The 15,319-nt window shown below is 73.2% G+C and carries 13 protein-coding genes; all 13 read left to right on the top strand.

Annotated features, from left to right (window positions below):
• Positions 1-7 precede the first annotated feature (7 nt).
• The 13 genes from ACWCV9_RS14820 (at position 8) to ACWCV9_RS14760 (ending at position 15,256) form a co-directional block, all read left to right on the top strand.
• Positions 8-238, top strand: coding sequence for a hypothetical protein (locus ACWCV9_RS14820; RefSeq protein WP_450786902.1), 231 nt, complete (start codon positions 8-10; stop codon positions 236-238).
• A complete protein-coding gene (locus ACWCV9_RS14815) occupies positions 238-2,511 on the top strand; it encodes a heavy metal translocating P-type ATPase (protein ID WP_450786741.1) in 2,274 nt (757 codons plus the stop codon). The genes ACWCV9_RS14820 and ACWCV9_RS14815 overlap by 1 nt, the downstream gene beginning before the upstream one ends.
• Positions 2,508-3,026: a copper chaperone PCu(A)C gene (locus tag ACWCV9_RS14810; protein WP_450786739.1), complete on the top strand. Its 519-nt coding sequence runs from the start codon at positions 2,508-2,510 to the stop codon at positions 3,024-3,026. Before ACWCV9_RS14815 ends, ACWCV9_RS14810 begins: the two co-directional genes overlap by 4 nt.
• Positions 3,027-3,102: 76 nt before the next feature.
• Positions 3,103-3,765 carry a hypothetical protein gene (locus ACWCV9_RS14805; protein ID WP_450786738.1) on the top strand — a complete coding sequence of 221 codons (663 nt, stop codon included), beginning with the start codon at positions 3,103-3,105 and terminating at the stop codon, positions 3,763-3,765.
• 198 nt (positions 3,766-3,963) lie between these two features.
• Positions 3,964-4,569 carry a sigma-70 family RNA polymerase sigma factor gene (locus tag ACWCV9_RS14800; RefSeq protein ID WP_450786736.1) on the top strand — a complete coding sequence of 202 codons (606 nt, stop codon included), beginning with the start codon at positions 3,964-3,966 and terminating at the stop codon, positions 4,567-4,569.
• A gap of 186 nt (positions 4,570-4,755) precedes the next feature.
• Positions 4,756-5,835 (top strand): ABC transporter substrate-binding protein, encoded by a 1,080-nt coding sequence (locus ACWCV9_RS14795; RefSeq protein WP_450786735.1) that lies wholly within the window; start codon positions 4,756-4,758, stop codon positions 5,833-5,835.
• A 2-nt stretch (positions 5,836-5,837) separates the two neighbouring features.
• Positions 5,838-6,911, top strand: a complete 1,074-nt coding sequence (locus ACWCV9_RS14790) for a FecCD family ABC transporter permease (protein ID WP_450786733.1) — start codon at positions 5,838-5,840, stop codon at positions 6,909-6,911.
• Complete coding sequence (locus tag ACWCV9_RS14785) at positions 6,908-7,735, top strand: ABC transporter ATP-binding protein (protein ID WP_450786731.1); 828 nt, start codon at positions 6,908-6,910, stop codon at positions 7,733-7,735. Before ACWCV9_RS14790 ends, ACWCV9_RS14785 begins: the two co-directional genes overlap by 4 nt.
• Before the next feature lie 98 nt (positions 7,736-7,833).
• Entirely contained in the window at positions 7,834-9,285 is a 1,452-nt protein-coding gene (locus tag ACWCV9_RS14780; protein ID WP_450786729.1) for an MFS transporter, read from the top strand.
• A gap of 16 nt (positions 9,286-9,301) precedes the next feature.
• Positions 9,302-11,128, top strand: coding sequence for an asparagine synthase (glutamine-hydrolyzing) (asnB, locus tag ACWCV9_RS14775; RefSeq protein ID WP_450786727.1), 1,827 nt, complete (start codon positions 9,302-9,304; stop codon positions 11,126-11,128).
• Between the two features lie 11 nt (positions 11,129-11,139).
• The gene (locus tag ACWCV9_RS14770) at positions 11,140-12,402 is read left to right on the top strand and encodes a cytochrome P450 family protein (RefSeq protein ID WP_450786725.1); all 1,263 of its coding nucleotides are present in this window, start codon (positions 11,140-11,142) and stop codon (positions 12,400-12,402) included.
• A 149-nt stretch (positions 12,403-12,551) separates the two neighbouring features.
• Positions 12,552-13,514 carry an L-tyrosine/L-tryptophan isonitrile synthase family protein gene (locus ACWCV9_RS14765; protein ID WP_450786724.1) on the top strand — a complete coding sequence of 321 codons (963 nt, stop codon included), beginning with the start codon at positions 12,552-12,554 and terminating at the stop codon, positions 13,512-13,514.
• A gap of 263 nt (positions 13,515-13,777) precedes the next feature.
• A complete protein-coding gene (locus ACWCV9_RS14760) occupies positions 13,778-15,256 on the top strand; it encodes an FUSC family protein (RefSeq protein ID WP_450786722.1) in 1,479 nt (492 codons plus the stop codon).
• The last annotated feature ends 63 nt before the right edge of the window (positions 15,257-15,319 follow it).

Here is a 15,319-nt window from a genome sequence, read left to right as displayed (position 1 = left end):
GCGGTTGATGGACGAGGCCCGGCAACACTCCTCCGAGGCAGGTGCGGTGGTGCGGAGGCTCGTGCCTCCGCCCGCCCTGTGCGGATTCCTTCTCCTGCTGGCGCTGCTGTTCACGGCGTCGTACGCCGTCGGTGCCGCCGCGGGGCCCGTCGCCCCCGGCATGCACGGCACCGGCCCGAGCCGGGGTGGGGGCGGCGGCACGGACGACATGGGCGACATGCACGGGGGTGGCCACTGATGGGCGGGGAACCGGTGGCCGTCGACCTGGTGACGACCGATCTGACCGTGGGCGGCATGACCTGTGCGGCCTGTGTGCGGCGCGTCGAGAAGCAGCTCGGCAAGCTGGACGGGGTCACGGCGACCGTGAATCCGGCCACCGGACGGGCGCGGGTGAGCCACCCGCCGCGGACCAGCCCCGAAGAACTCGTCGCCGCCGTCGAGAAGGCCGGTTACACGGCTGCCCTGCCCGAACCGCCCCAGCAGCCCGGGACCCGCGAGGGCGGGGACGCGGAGGAGCCCGGGGAGGCTCGCGAGGAGCGGGACCGGCTGCTGATCACCGCGCTGCTCGCGGTGCCCGTGCTCGTGCTGTCGATGGTGCCCGCGCTTCAGTTCCGCAACTGGCAGTGGCTGTGCTTCGTGCTGGCCGCGCCGGTCGCCGTCTGGGGCGCGTGGCCCTTCCATGTGCGTGCGGCGCGCGGCCTTCGGCATGCGGCGGCGACCATGGACACCCTGGTGTCGCTGGGTGTCTTGGCGTCCTTCTCCTGGTCCGCCTACGCGCTCTTCCTCGGCGGTGCAGGGGAACCCGGCATGCGGATGCCGTTCACCCTGGTGCCCTCGGCCTCGGACGGCGCGGCGCACCTCTATCTCGAAGCGGCCGTCGGTGTACCGCTGTTCGTCCTGGCGGGGCGGTGCCTGGAGGCGCGGGCCCGGCGCGGGACCGGTGCCGCGCTCAGGTCACTGGTTCGACTCGCCGCCAAAGAGGTGACGGTCCGCGAAGGCGACGACGAACGGCTCGTCCCCATCGAGTGGTTGCGGCCGGGGCAGGTCTTCGTCGTGCGGCCGGGGGAGCGCGTGGCCACCGACGGGCAGGTGACGGAGGGCAGTTCGGCCGTCGATCTGTCCCTGGTCACGGGGGAGAGCGAGCCCGTCGAGGTCGGGCCCGGGGCGGCGGTGGTCGGCGGCGCCGTCAACGCCGGCGGACTGCTGCTGGTGAAGGCCACCGCCGTCGGCGCCGACACCCAGCTCGCCCGGATCACCCGGCTGGTGACCGAGGCCCAGTCCGGAAAGGCACGGGCGCAGCGGCTGGCCGACACCGTGGCGGGGGTCTTCGTCCCCGTCGTGCTGACGCTGGCCGTCACCTGTCTCGGCTTCTGGCTCGGTGCCGGGGGCGATCCGCAGGCCGCCGTGACCGCGTGCGTGGCGGTGCTCGTCGTGGCCTGTCCGTGCGCGCTCGGCCTGGCCACACCGACCGCGCTGATGGCCGCGACCGGCCGCGGTGCACAACTGGGCGTCCTGGTCGGCGGAGCCCAGGCGCTGGAGGGGCTCCAGCACCTCGACACGGTCGTCCTGGACAAGACCGGGACGCTCACCTCCGGCCACATGACCGTCGCCCGTGTCACCGTCGTACCCGACGGACTGGGCAAGGAGGCGGTGCTGCGGCTGGCCGGTGCCGTCGAGCGCGGCTCGGAGCATCCCCTGGGCCGGGCGATCGTCTCCCACGCCCGGCGGCACCTCCCCGAGGGGCCGCTGCCGGAGGTGAGCGAGTTCGCCGCCGCGCCGGGGCGAGGCGTGCGCGGCGTGGTCGAGGGCCGGCGGGTGGAAGTCCTCGCCCCGGACGGTGAGGTGCCCACCGCCCTGGCAGACGCGCTGGCGGTGGCCGAGGCCGCCGCCCACACCCCCGTCCTGGTCCGGGTGGACGGTACCGCCGAAGCCCTGATCGAGGTGGGAGACGTCGTACGGCCCGGAAGTTACCGGGCCGTGGACCGGCTGCGGCGCCTCGGCGTGCGCCCGGTGCTCGCCACCGGTGACCGTGAGGCACCCGCTCGGGCGGTGGCCGCGGCCCTGGGCGTCGACGAGGTGCACGCCGGCTGCACCCCCGAGGCCAAGGCCGAACTCGTCCGCGACCTGCGGGAGCAGGGCCGCCGTGTCGCGGTCGTCGGCGACGGGGTGAACGACGCCGCGGCCCTGGCCGGCGCCGACCTGGGCATCGCCATGGGCAGCGGCACGGACGTGGCCATCGGGGCCGCCGATGTGACGTTGGTCCGCGGGGACATCGAGGCGTTGGCGGACGCGGTCCGGCTCGCCCGGCGCACGCTGGGCACGATCCGGGCCAACCTCGTCTGGGCCTTCGGCTACAACGTCGTGACCGTGCCGCTCGCCATGGTCGGCCTGCTCACCCCGATGCTCGCCGCGGCGGCGATGTCGGTGAGTTCGCTGCTGGTCGTGGGCAACAGCCTGCGGCTGCGCGCCTGGCAGCCCGCGCCCGCACCCGCCCGGAGGCGTACCCGATGACGGAGAATCTCTGGCGACCCACGCGCCGTCGCCTGACCGACGCCCTTCTCGCCGCGCTCGCGCCCCTGGCCGCGTGCAGCCTCGCCCTGGCCGGGCTGACGACCTGGGCCGGGGCCGGGAAGGCGGGCAGCCCGGCCCGGATCACCGTCTCGAACGGGCGGGTCCTGCTGCCGTACGGGGACAGCACGAACACCGCGGCGTTCTTCGACATCGCCAACGTCGGTGGCGCGGACGACCGGCTGGTGAGCGTGACGTCCACCGCCGTGCACGGCCGGATCGCCCTCAGCGGGCACCGCATGCTGGGCGGCCGGGCCGCCTCCACGACGGACGTGACCTCGGCCGGCGTGCCCGCGGGCGGCATGCTGTCCATGTCGCCGCGCGGTGTGGACGTGACGCTGCGGGCCGGGGCGGGCCGGCGGGTGGGTGACCTCGTGCCGTTCACCCTGCACTTCGAGCGCAGCGCGCCGGTCGAGACGGTCGCGGTGGTGGTCCGCCCTGGCGGCAACGGGCCGTGAGCGCCTTGAGTGCATTCCCCGTGAATGTCCGTACCCAGGCATGACGACCGAACCCCGGATGCGAGGATGAGGCGCCATGACAGCAGGGTGGTGTGCTCGCGCGACACGGGCCGCGGTGTTCGCGGCCGTGTGCGTGCTGCTCGCTGCCCTGGGCCACGTCCTGATGTCCGGCAGCGACGTGCCCGCGTGGGCGCTGGCCGCCGGTGGGGCTGCGACCGGTTCCGTGGGCTGGTGTCTGGCAGGGCGTGAGCGCGGGCTGCCGTTGATCGTGACGGTCGTGGTCGCCGCTCAGACGGTGCTCCACGAGGCGTTCTCCTACGCCCAGTCGGCGTACGGCCCGTCCGGTGCCTCCGCTGCCATGGACATGGGCTCGATGCGGATGGGCTCCATGGACATGGGCGCCATGCACATGGACCACACGGGCATGAGCCCCATGGGTCACATGGGGCACTCCATGGACGGCGGTTCGTCGTCGTCCGGCATGCTCGCCGCCCACCTGCTCGCCGCGGTGCTCAGTGGCCTGTGGCTGGCCTACGGCGAGAAGGCCGCCTTCCGGATCCTGCGGGCGGCGGCCGGATGGCTGGCGGCGCCGCTGCGGTTGCTGCTGGCCCTGCCCCCTGCCCCCGATCGTCCGGGCGTCCGTCTGCGGCGCCGCCGCTCGGCCCGGGCACCGCGGCTCCTGCTCCTCGTCCACGCGATCACTTCTCGAGGTCCGCCCGTGGGAACGGCTGTCGTCTGACGACAGCTGCTTTCCCGAGGCCGCCCGGCTCCCCGGGTGCGCCTCCGGCCACGGCCGTACGACCGCACAGGCGCTGTACGCCTGCACAGGCGCGGTAGCGCCACAGCGACGCCGTAGGGCCGTCTCTTCCCCTTTCACCGGACCGCGCGCTGCGGCGTGCCCTGGTCCGGATCACGGTTGACCCGAGAAGGACACCAGGTGATGACCTCTGCCCTGCCCACCTCGCGCGCCAGAAGCGACCAGAGCGACGAATCGATCACCGCGTGGGCGCTGGCCGCACGCGGCGGTGACGCGGACGCGGTCGAGCAGTTCGTGGGCGCCCTGCACCGGGACGTCCAGCGCTACGTCGCCCATCTCTGCGGGGATCCCCAGGCCGTCGACGACTTGGCGCAGGACACGTTCCTGCGGGCGCTCGGCAGCCTGCACCGGTTCGAGGGGCGTTCCTCGGCCCGGGCGTGGCTGCTGTCCATCGCCCGCCGAGCGGTGATCGACAGCTACCGGTACGCCGCCGCCCGCCCGCGCCTCGCGGACGTACCGGACTGGCAGCTGGTCGCCGAACTGGCCCAGCCGCGCGACCTGCCCGGTTTCGACGACGGCATCGCCCTGCGGGATCTGCTGGCCTCGCTGCCCGACGACCGTCGGGAGGCGTTCACCCTCACGCAGCTGCTCGGCCTGCCCTATGCGGAGGCCGCCGCGATCAGCGACTGCCCGATCGGCACCGTCCGTTCCCGCGTGGCCCGAGCCCGCGCCACGCTGATCGACCTGCTGGACGAGGCGGACGAGCCCGCCGCGCTGGCGGCCTGACGCTCCGGGGTGGGGTGCCGGTGCCGGCTGGAAGAACGGCACCGGCACCCTTGCCACCAGAGTAGCCGGACCACGTTCACCCGAACCGGATCGCCAACTGCCGGGAACTCGGAGGGCCTTCGCCCCGACTACTGGAGCGGGTGGCGAAGGCTCGCCCGTGTACCGAGTGGATCCGGGAGTTGTTCGATGCGTTCTCGTGTGTGGGGCGGTACCGCCGCCGTCGTCCTCGGCGGCCTGCTGCTGGCGGGCTGCGGCGGCGGGGGGAAGGACACGGCGGACGGGAACACGGGGCAGGCGGAGAAGGCGGTTTCCGGCGGTTACCCGGTGTCCGTCACCGACTGCACGGGTGCCAGGACCACCTTCTCCGGCGCCCCGAAGCGAATCGTCACCAGCAACGCCTCCAGCCTGGAACTGCTGCTCCGCCTCGGCGCCGGCGACCGGGTGATCGGCACCGGATTCCCGCCCGGCAAGGGCACCCTGCCCGGCGCCCTCGACGCACAGGCGCAGAAGGTGAAGGTGCTCGGCCGGACCGTGATCCCCAAGGAGAAGCTGCTGGGCTCCGGCGCCGACCTATACATCGACACCTTCGCCGCCATGGGGAGCATGGGCGGCGGAGGGATGGGAGACGCGCCGACGGCGGAGGAGTTCCAGGCCGCCGGGATCAAGCACATCTACCTGAAGTCCACCGCCTGCGCCGCCCGGAGCAAGACCCCGGTGACCGACTTGTCCGCCGTCGAGGCCGACATCACCTCCCTCGGCGCGGTCACCGGCACGAGTGCGCAGGCGCACGAACTCGTCGCCAAGATGAAGGGGAAGGTGGCCGCCGTCCAGAAGGCGGTCGGTGGAAGGGCGGAGAGCGACCGGCCGACGTACTTCTTCTTCGACTACGACGCCGGTACGAAACAGCCCTCCGTCACCTGCAACCGCCAGATCGCCAACGCCGTGATCACCCTGGCCGGAGCCCGCAACGTCTTCGCCGACTGCGACGGCGACTTCAAGCAGGTCGGCTGGGAGGACGTCATCGCCAAGAACCCCGACTGGATCCAGCTCGGCGTCCGTAACCGCGGCAGCGAGGCAGCGAACAAGAAGGCGTTCGGCGAGGCCGAGCAGTGGCTGAGCTCGAACCCCGCCACCAAGGGCCTGAAGGCGGTCAGGGAGGGCCACTTCCTGTGCATCGGCTCCGAGCAGACCACCATCGCCGGAGTCGAGAACGCCGACACGGTCGTGGCCATCGCCAAGGTCCTCTACCCGGGCAAGGTCGGCTGATCGTGGCCTTCACCCTGGTGCGCCGGAAAGCCGCGACCGCGGAGCAGCGCGGCAGCCTGCCCGCCGGTCCGCTGGCGGCGGTTCTGACCGTGGCGCTGCTGGCCGCGCTGACGGCCGCCGTGGCCTGGGGCTCGACGTCGATCCCGCCCGGCGAGGTGGGGAGCGTGGTGTGGCGGCGGCTGTCCGGCGAGGCTCCGCGCCCCGGCACGGACGACCTCATCGTCTGGCAGCTGCGGTTGCCGCGTGCCCTGCTCGCCGCCCTCGTCGGCGCCGGCCTCGGTCTCGTCGGTACGGCCGTCCAGGCGCTGGTGCGCAACCCGCTGGCCGACCCCTACCTGCTGGGCATCTCCAACGGCGCCTCCCTCGGCGCGGTCGCCGCCATCGTCCTCGGCCTGGGCGCCGGCGGGGCACTGGGACTGGGGTTGTCCGGGGCGGCTTTCGCCGGTGCGCTGGCGACGTTCGCGCTGGTGTGGACGGTGGCCCGGCGCGGGGGCGGGTTCGCGCCGCTGCGGCTGGTGCTGGCCGGGGTCGCGATCGGCCAGTTCCTGTCCGGCTTCACCAGCTACCTGGTGTTGCAGGCCGGGGACGAGCAGCAGACCCACAGCGTCCTGTTCTGGCTCATGGGCAGCCTCGGCGGAGCGACATGGGAACTGCTCGCGGTACCCGCCGTCGCCGTACCCGCCGCACTGCTGTGGCTCCAGGCCCGCGCCCGGGGCCTGAACGCCCTGCTGATGGGCGACGAGACGGCCGCCGGACTCGGCATCGACGTCACCCGGCTGCGCCGCGAGCTGTTCACCGTCACCAGTGTGCTGACCGGTGTCCTGGTGGCGGTCTCCGGCGCGATCGCGTTCGTCGCGTTGATGGTGCCGCATGTCTGCCGCCTGGTCGTGGGGGGTGACCACCGACGCCTCCTGCCGGTCTCCGCGTTGTTCGGAGCCCTGCTGCTGGTCGTGGTCGACATCGTGTGCCGTACGGCGATGGACGCGCAGGAGCTGCCGGTCGGCGTGGTCACCTCGCTGCTCGGGGCTCCGGCCCTGCTGTATCTGCTGGACCGGCGCCTGGGGAGCGGCAGTTGAGGATCGACATCGAGGACCTGCACATCGCCTACGCCGGCCGGACGGTGGTCGCGGGCGCCCGCCTCGTCGCCGCCGAGGGCGAGATCACTGGGTTGGTCGGCCCGAACGGCAGCGGCAAGTCCACGCTTCTGCGTACCGTCTACCGGCACCTGAAGCCCACCGCCGGGCGGGTCCTGCTGGCCGGCACCGACCTGCGGGAGATGACCCCGCTCCGGTCGGCGCGGCATGTGGCGGCCCTGCCGCAGGAGCGGGGGAGCGACTTCGAGCTGACCGTGCGCGAGGTCGTCGCGATGGGCCGTACGCCCTACAAGCGGGCCTTCGCCGGGGAGGACGCCGCCGACCGGGACATCGTCGCCCAGGCGCTCCTCGACGTCGGCATGGCGGAACAGGCCGGACGCCGCTTCACGGCCCTGTCCGGCGGTGAGCGCCAACGTGTCCTGCTGGCCAGGGCGTTCGCACAGAACCCCGACGTCCTGGTGCTGGACGAGCCGACCAACCACCTCGACATCCGCCACCAGGTCGAGCTGCTCACCCTCCTGCGTGCCCAGCGCCGTACGACCCTGGTGTCGCTGCACGACCTGAATGCCGCGGCCTCCGTCTGTGACCGCCTCCATGTCCTGCACGAGGGAGCGGTCGTCGCCTCCGGCCCGCCACGGGACGTCCTCACCCCCGCGCTGATGGCGGAGGTGTTCGGGGTGCGGGCGGCCGTTGTCGACCATCCCCTGACCGGTGACCCGCTCATCGCCTTCGACCACCGGACGCCGGCGGACGGGGCAGCGACGGCTGTGCCGCCGGAGACGTCGGTTTCAGCCCGCCAGTCATGATTTCTGGAGGCGCCCGGGAACTCGCGTGCGGTCCCTCCCGACTTGTGGGACGAGGCTGCCGTCCGGCAGCCCACCCACGACCGTGAGGGGCGGCAACGGTGACAGGCCACAGTCCCGGTTCGGAACAGCCCGGCCGGATACCCGTCGGCGGCCAGGACCGCTGGCTGCTCGTCGCGGTGGCCGGCCTGCTGGCGTTCGTGGCGATGCTCGACATGAACATCGTCAACGTGGCCCTGGCGGACATCGCCGACGGTCTGCACGTCTCCGCGGCGACCGCCCAGTGGGCAGTCCTGGCCTATCAACTGCCCGTGGTGTCCTTGCTGTTGCCAGTCGGCCGGTGGCTGGACGGGGTCGGGATGCGCTCCGCGCTGCTGGTCGCGACCGCAGGCTTCGGTCTGTGCAGCGCGCTGGCGGCCGCCGCGCCCTGGGCGTCCTGGCTGATCGCCGCCCGCCTCGCGCAGGGCGCGTTCGGGGCCGTGCTCTTCGTCCTGATGCCGGTTCTCGCCCTGCGTTCGGTACGGCCGGAACGGCGTGGGCGGGCCATGAGCGTGCCCGCGACGCTGGGCCCGCTGGGCGCGGTGACCGGCCCGGCGGCGGGCGGGCTGCTGCTGGACCACCTGGGCTGGCGCGCCCTCTTCCTGGTCAAGATCCCCTTCTGCCTGCTCGCCCTGATCGTGGCGCTGGGGGTCCCCCCGCTCGAGCGAAGCCGAGAGTGGGGGAGGGCGACGCCGAAGGACGGCGGCCTGCGCCTGCCCGACCGGCGGTCGGCGGCGGATGCCCTGCTGGTGGGGTCCGGCGTGGCCGCCGTGCTGCTGGCACTGACCTTGGCGCCGCGCAGCCCGGCGTGGCTGGTGCTCGCGCTCACCGCCGTACCGCCGTTGTGGTGGTGGCTGCGGGGACCGGGCGGCCGTCCGGTGCTCGGCGTACTGCGGGCGACGGGGCTGGTCCGGGCGCACACGGCGGTGCTGGCGTTGGCGGCCGGGTTCGCGGCGATGCACTACGTCGTCGCCCTGCACCTCCAACGCGACGACGGGGTCAGCGCCACCACGACCGGTCTGACCGTGCTCGCCTTCCCGCTCGGCATGGGGCTGGCCGGACCGGTCGGCGGACGCCTCGCCGACAGGTGCGGGGCTCGCCCAGCGGCGGTCACCGGCGCCGCCCTCACCGCCGCCGGTCTGCTCCTCCTCGTGCCGCTGGGAAGTGACTGGTCGCCGGCGGACGTGGCCTGGCGACTGGCGCTGGCCGGCCTCGGCATGGGCCTGAACGGCGGCCCCACCCAAGCCCTCGTCATGGGCGCCGCCCCGCCGGAGCGCACGGCGACCGTGGGCTCGTCCATCCAGCTGGCCCGCAGCCTCGGCTTCGCCCTCGGCCCGGCCCTGGCCACCGCCGCCTGGGGCCTGGCCGGAGGCGACGACGGCGTGACCGCCGGACTGGCCCTGGCGGCAGCCGCCGCCTGTATCGCCGTACCCCTGCTCGCACTGCGCGGACGCAGGCCGGCGCTCGTGCACGACATGTCCCCCGACGCGGCTCCCGCCGCCCACCGCCCCTGAACGAGGAACCGTCCCCATGTGCGGAATCACCGGCTGGGCGTCCTTCCACAGCGACGCCCGCACCCAGGCCCCGGTCATCGAGGCCATGACCGCCACCCTCACCCCGCGCGGCCCCGACGCCGGAGGCGTCTGGACCGGCGAGCGGGCCGCCATCGGGCACCGCCGTCTCGCCGTCATCGACCTCCAGGGCGGCGTCCAGCCGATGACCGACCGCCCTGACCGGCCGACCGCCGTGCTCACCTACAGCGGCGAGGTCTACAACCACCACGACGTGCGCGCGGAACTGCGGAGCCGGGGCCATGTGTTCCGTACCCGCAGCGACACCGAGGTGGTGCTGCGGGCGTACGCCGAGTGGGGCGAGGCGGTGGCCGAGCATCTGGAGGGCATGTTCGCCTTCGCCGTCTGGGACGAGCGCGCTCAGCGACTGCTCCTGGTCCGCGACCGGCTCGGGGTGAAGCCCCTGTTCTGGGCCGCTGTCGACGGCGGCCTCGCCTTCGCCTCCGAACCCAAGGCCCTCTTCGCCCACCCCGAGATCCGGCCCCGGGTGGACGCGGACGGTCTGCGGGAGGCGTACAGCCTGCTGTTCAACACCGGCCCGACCGTGTGGTCCGGAGTCAGGGAGGTCGAGCCGGGCGGCGTGCTCGTCCTGGACCGGGGCGGCATCCGGCAACGCCGCTACTGGCAGCTGGAGGCCGCCGACCACACCGACGACCAGGACGCGGCCGTCGAGCGGATCAGCGCCCTGGTCGGTGCCGCGGCCCGCAGCCAGCTCGACGCGGACGTCCCGCTGTGCAGCCTGCTGTCCGGCGGCATCGACTCCACCGTCCTGACCGCCCTGCTCGCCGACGAACTCCGGCTGCGCGAAGGCCCGGACGCCCGCATCCGCTCCTACGCCGTCGACTACAGCGACCAGGCGGAACAGTTCACCGGCGACGTCCTGCGCACCGGCCACGACACCCCGTACGCCACCGAGGCCGGCGCCTTCATCGGCACCGACCACAGCACGGTCGTCCTCGACCCGCGCGCCCTGCTCGACCCGGAGCACCGCAAGGCCGTCGTCGTGGCCCGCGACTCACCCATCGGCGTCGGCGACATGGACACGTCGCTGTACCTGCTGTTCGGCAGGATCCGCGAGCACTCGACCGTCGCCCTCTCCGGCGAGGCGGCGGACGAGGTCTTCGGCGGATACCCCTGGTTCCACAGCCCGAAGGCGCTGGCAGCGGAAACCTTCCCGTGGCTGCTGGTCACGGGCGACGAGGCGGCCATGCCCCTGAATCCGGAACTCGGCCTGCGCATCGCCGAGTTCCGTGACGACACCTACCGCGCCGCGCTGGCCGCCGTACCGCACACGGACGGCGAGAACCCCACCGAACACCGCCAACGCGAGATGCAGCACCTGTCCCTGACCCGCTGGCTGCGCCAGCTCCTGCACCGCAAGGACCGGCTCAGCATGGCCCAGGGGCTGGAGGTACGCGTCCCGTACTGCGACCACCGGCTCGTCGAGTACGCCTACACCACCCCCTGGGCGCTGAAGAGCTTCGACGGACGGGAGAAGAGCCTCCTGCGCGCCATCGGCGCCGGCCTCGCTCCGGACTCGGTGCTGCACCGCCCCAAGAACCACTACCCGGCCACCCACCACCCCGACTACAACCGCGGACTACAGGACCTGGCCCGCGACGCGCTCGCCACCGGACAGGTCCGCGCCCTCGCCGACGAGGCCCGTATCAAGCCCTGCCTCGACACCCCGCCCGACCGGCTGGAGTGGGGCCACCGCCTGCGCCTCGAACGCGTCGTCGACCTCGCCCTCTGGCTGGACCACTACCAGCCCGAACTCGCCCTCTGAGGAGCCCTGACATGACCCTCCAGGACCAGCGGCCGGCCGCGGATCCGGACCCCCTGCCCGACCCGGTACCGCTGATGGGCTGCCCCTACAAGAGCAACCCCTACCCCCTGTACGAGCAGATGCGCGAGGCGGGCCCCGTCCACCGCGTTCTCTTCCCCAGCGGTGTCCACGCCTGGCTCGTCACCGGCTACGACGCCGCCCACGCCGCCCTGAACGACGACCGCCTCGGCAAGAACCACGACCGCGGCAACGACCGCTGGCGCGCCCGCGCCTCGATCATGCCCGAGCCGCAGCACTCCCAGCTCCAGGTACACCTCCTCCACCAGGACCCGCCCCAGCACACCCGGATGCGCCGCTTCGTGACGGACGCCTTCACCCCGCGCCGCATCGAGCGGCTCCGCCCGCGCTTCGAGGAACTGGCCGACGCCCTCGTCGACGCACTGCCGGAGCACGGCCCCGCGGACCTGGTCACCGGCTTCGCCGCCCCCTTCCCCTTCCAGGTCCTCGCCGAAGTCATCGGCCTCCCGCGGGACCTCGCGGCCCGCTTCGACCGCGACTGGGGCAAGGTCGTCCAGCCGGTCGGCCCCACCGACCCCGGCCGCCCCCGCTACGAGGCCCGCCTGCACGGCCTCCAGAGCTATATCGCCGACGTCGTCACCCACAAGCGCGACCACGGGGACGACGACCTGCTCAGCCGCCTGGTCCTGGCCCGCGACCGCGGCGAACTGTCCCAGGAGGAACTGGACTCGATGATCTTCCAGCTCCTCGTCGCGGGCCAGGAACCGGTCACCAACCAGATCACCACCGCCCTGATCGCCCTGTTCCGCAACCCGGACCAGCTCGCCCGCCTGCGCGACAACCCGGACCTGCTGCCCAGCGCCGTCGAGGAACTCCTCCGCTACGACAGCGCCTTCGAGCTCACCACCTGGCGCTTCTTCGCCAAGGACAGCGACCTGCACGGCACGCAGGTCCCGGCCGGCGACTCGGTGATCGTCTCCCTGTGCGCGGCCAACCGGGACCCGCGCCGCTTCCCCGACCCGGACACCCTGGACTTCGACCGCTCGCCCAACCCGCACCTCGCCTTCGGCCACGGCATCCACTTCTGCCCCGGCGCCGCCCTGGCCCGCGCCGAACTCCGGATCGCCCTCGGCACCCTCCTCGCCCGCCTGCCCGGCCTCCGTCCGGCCCTCGCGGACGAGGACATCGAGTGGACACCGGCCGTCCTCGGCCGGGGCACCCACCACCTGCCCGTCGGCTACGACCGCCGCGTCTGACACCGACGCACCGCTGACCGGACCCGGCCACACCAGTCGACCGGCCCCCGGCTGACCACGCCCGCTGCCTCCAGGCGCCTGGCTTCCCCACCCGCCACGGCGCCATGTCGACATGCCCTCGTCCGCCCCCGTACCCCAGGAGGAACGACATGCCCCTGACGACCGCCCGGGACACCCTCTCCACGCGCACCGCCACCGAGATCCTGAACCTGCTCCTGCCCCACCACCGCACGACCGACCTTGCTCCCGCTCCCGCGGAAGCGTTCCCGCATCAGCTGCGCCGCATCGCCGCCTTCGTACGTGACGCCGCCCCCATCCTCTTCACCCTGCCCGGCTTCCCCTGCAAGTCGCCCAACCCCGCCAAAGTCCTCAGCCACCTCCCCGACCAGGGAGAACGCCTCTCCCTGACCTTCTTGAACAGCCTGTGCACCGGGATCGAGCGGATCCACCCACCCGGCGCCCGCGTCATCATCTGCTCCGACGGCCACATCTTCGGCGACCTCATCGGCGTCCCCGACGATCACATCGACGCCTACGCCGACGACCTGCGCACACAGATAGGCCGGATGGGCCTGCACAGACTGTCCGTCTTCGACCTCCGCGACATCCTCGGCGACCTCCCGTACGACGCGAAACGCAGCCACGTCCACGAGCGCTACGCCCCCACCCTGGAGGCCCTCCGCGCCGAGATCCGCACCGACGACCAGGCCCTCGCCCTCTACCGGGGCATCACCCGCTTCCTCGTCGAGGACACCGCCGACCGGACCGGCACCCGCTCCGCCCGCCAACGCGCATGCCGGCGACGGGCCTACGGAGTCATCCAGCGCAGCCGCGCCTGGGGCACCCTGATCGCGGAACACCACCCCCGCGCCGTACGCCTCTCCATCCACCCCCAGCCCATCGGCGCCACGAAATTCGGCATCCGCCTCCTCGACGCCCCGGACGCCTGGACCACTCCCTGGCACTCCGCCGCCCTGCGCCGCACCGACGGCAGCTGGACCCTCATGCCGCGGGCCCAAGCGGCCGCGATGGGGCGACTGGTACAGCGAGACGGCAGGGACAGCCACTTCGACCAGAGAGCCGGAATCGGGGAGTGCCTGGCTGAGGTCTGACCCATTGGCCTCCCGGTGGCCGACATCGAGACGGATCAGCTGTGCCATTGGCGCAGTCGATGGTGCGACAGTTGAGCCAATGGGTAGGACCGGGGTTATCTTTGTCCCATCCATGTACTTGTTGCGCCGCGTAGCGCCGGACGGCGACGAAGCCGGTTCCGGACCGCGGTGCCTTCGTCGTGCCTGCTCGTCGTCCGCCACCCGGGACGACCGCCGGCAGGACGCGTACCACCAGGAGGGGGCGGCGCACCGCCGTGAAGAGGATGTTCGTGGCTCCGGACCCGGGGCGCCTGAGGTTGCGGAACGCGACCCGCGCCGTCATCGGTGTCGCCGCCGCCGTCGCCGTTTCCGAACTGTGCGGGCTGTCGCTCCCGGCATCGATCACCGGAGGGCTCGCGGCACTGCTCGCCCTCTTCACCGTCACCGATGCGACCGTCCGTGACCAGCGGATCACCACCGCCCTGCTGCCCGTGGCCGGATTCCCCGTGCTGGCGCTCGCCACCAGCCTGCACGGCATCGCCCCGGCCCGTGACGCCGCGTTCCTGGCCGTCGTCTTCGGCGGGGTCTACGCCCGCCGCTGGGGACCGCGGGGCCACGCGCTCGGGATCTTCGCGTTCATGAACTTCTTCATCACGCAGTTCCTGCACGCGGTTCCCGCTCAGCTGCCCGAGCTGTACACCACCGTGGGGCTCGCCCTTCTCGCGGCCGGCGCCACGCGTTTCGTGCTCTGGCCCATCGAGCGCCACACCCCTCCCGCGCCGGCCCCGTCGGCCCTGCCCGGCAGCGGACTGGCGCGGGTCACCACCCGGCAGGCCTTCCAGGCCACGGCTGCCTCGGCTCTCGCCCTGCTGGTCGGGCAGCTGCTCTCCGAACAGCGCTGGTACTGGGCCGTCGGTACCGTCTGGTGGATCTTCGTCAACACGGCTTCCCGCGGCGAAACCCTGGTCCGCGGTTTCCGCCGGGTCCTCGGAACGGTGATCGGTATCGTCGTCGGCCTCCTGGTCGCCATCCCGCTGCACGGCGCGCCCGCGCCGACGGCCGCCCTGGTCGCCGTCTGTGTCTTCGGCATCTTCTACACGGCCGCCGTCTCGTATTCCTGGATGATGCTGTCGGTGACGGTCATGGCCAGCTCGCTGTACGGCCTGCTGGGCGTGCTGGACCCGAGCCTCCTCGGGCTCCGTCTCGCGGAGACCGGGGTGGGCGCGCTGTGTGCCGCGCTGGCCGTGGTTCTCGTCCTGCCGGTCACCACGCACGTCACCACCGACGCCTGGATCCAGCGCGCCCTGCGCTGTGTGCACGCCTGCACCGCCGAGGCCGCCGCGCGCCTCGCGGGCTCCGACGCGGCCGACCCGGCGCCGCGCGTGGCGGAACTGGAGCAGCTGCTCGGCCGGGTCCGGCTCTCGGTCGCCCCGCTGGTGCACCCGCTGAACCCCATGCCGGCCCGCAAGCGCCGTGCCCGCCGGGTCCTCGCGCTGCTGGACGACTGCGCCCGCGAGATCCGGGGCCTGGTCGCGGTCGCCGCCGACCCGGAGGCTTCCCACGACGCCCGCCTGGCCGCGGCCTGCTGGCGCGTCGAGGCCGCCGTCGAGGCCCTCACCACCGGCGGCTCCGAACCCCCGCACCACCCCGCCGACCCGCCCACCGAGCCCGCCCTGGCCCACCTCCACGGCCTGGAACGCGCCCTGGCCGACCTGGCCGAGCCCCTCCGCACGCCGTCGGGTTCCCGCCTGGTGGGTGCCTGAGAGACCGGCCCCAGCCTGAGAGACCGTTCCCCGGAGGAGTCTTGGTCTAGACCGGCCTGCCCT

Source organism: Streptomyces sp. NPDC001606 (genome assembly GCF_053596835.1).
This window is presented reverse-complemented; position numbering and strand designations above follow the sequence as displayed.

Excerpts from the sequence above, each read along its gene's own strand:
- ACWCV9_RS14820 (WP_450786902.1), top strand. The coding sequence starts at position 8 with ATGGACGAGGCCCGGCAACACTCCTCCGAGGCAGGTGCGGTGGTGCGG.
- ACWCV9_RS14815 (WP_450786741.1), top strand. The coding sequence starts at position 238 with ATGGGCGGGGAACCGGTGGCCGTCGACCTGGTGACGACCGATCTGACC.
- ACWCV9_RS14810 (WP_450786739.1), top strand. The coding sequence starts at position 2,508 with ATGACGGAGAATCTCTGGCGACCCACGCGCCGTCGCCTGACCGACGCC.
- ACWCV9_RS14805 (WP_450786738.1), top strand. The coding sequence starts at position 3,103 with ATGACAGCAGGGTGGTGTGCTCGCGCGACACGGGCCGCGGTGTTCGCG.
- ACWCV9_RS14795 (WP_450786735.1), top strand. The coding sequence starts at position 4,756 with ATGCGTTCTCGTGTGTGGGGCGGTACCGCCGCCGTCGTCCTCGGCGGC.
- asnB (WP_450786727.1), top strand. The coding sequence starts at position 9,302 with ATGTGCGGAATCACCGGCTGGGCGTCCTTCCACAGCGACGCCCGCACC.
- ACWCV9_RS14770 (WP_450786725.1), top strand. The coding sequence starts at position 11,140 with ATGACCCTCCAGGACCAGCGGCCGGCCGCGGATCCGGACCCCCTGCCC.
- ACWCV9_RS14765 (WP_450786724.1), top strand. The coding sequence starts at position 12,552 with ATGCCCCTGACGACCGCCCGGGACACCCTCTCCACGCGCACCGCCACC.
- ACWCV9_RS14760 (WP_450786722.1), top strand. The coding sequence starts at position 13,778 with ATGTTCGTGGCTCCGGACCCGGGGCGCCTGAGGTTGCGGAACGCGACC.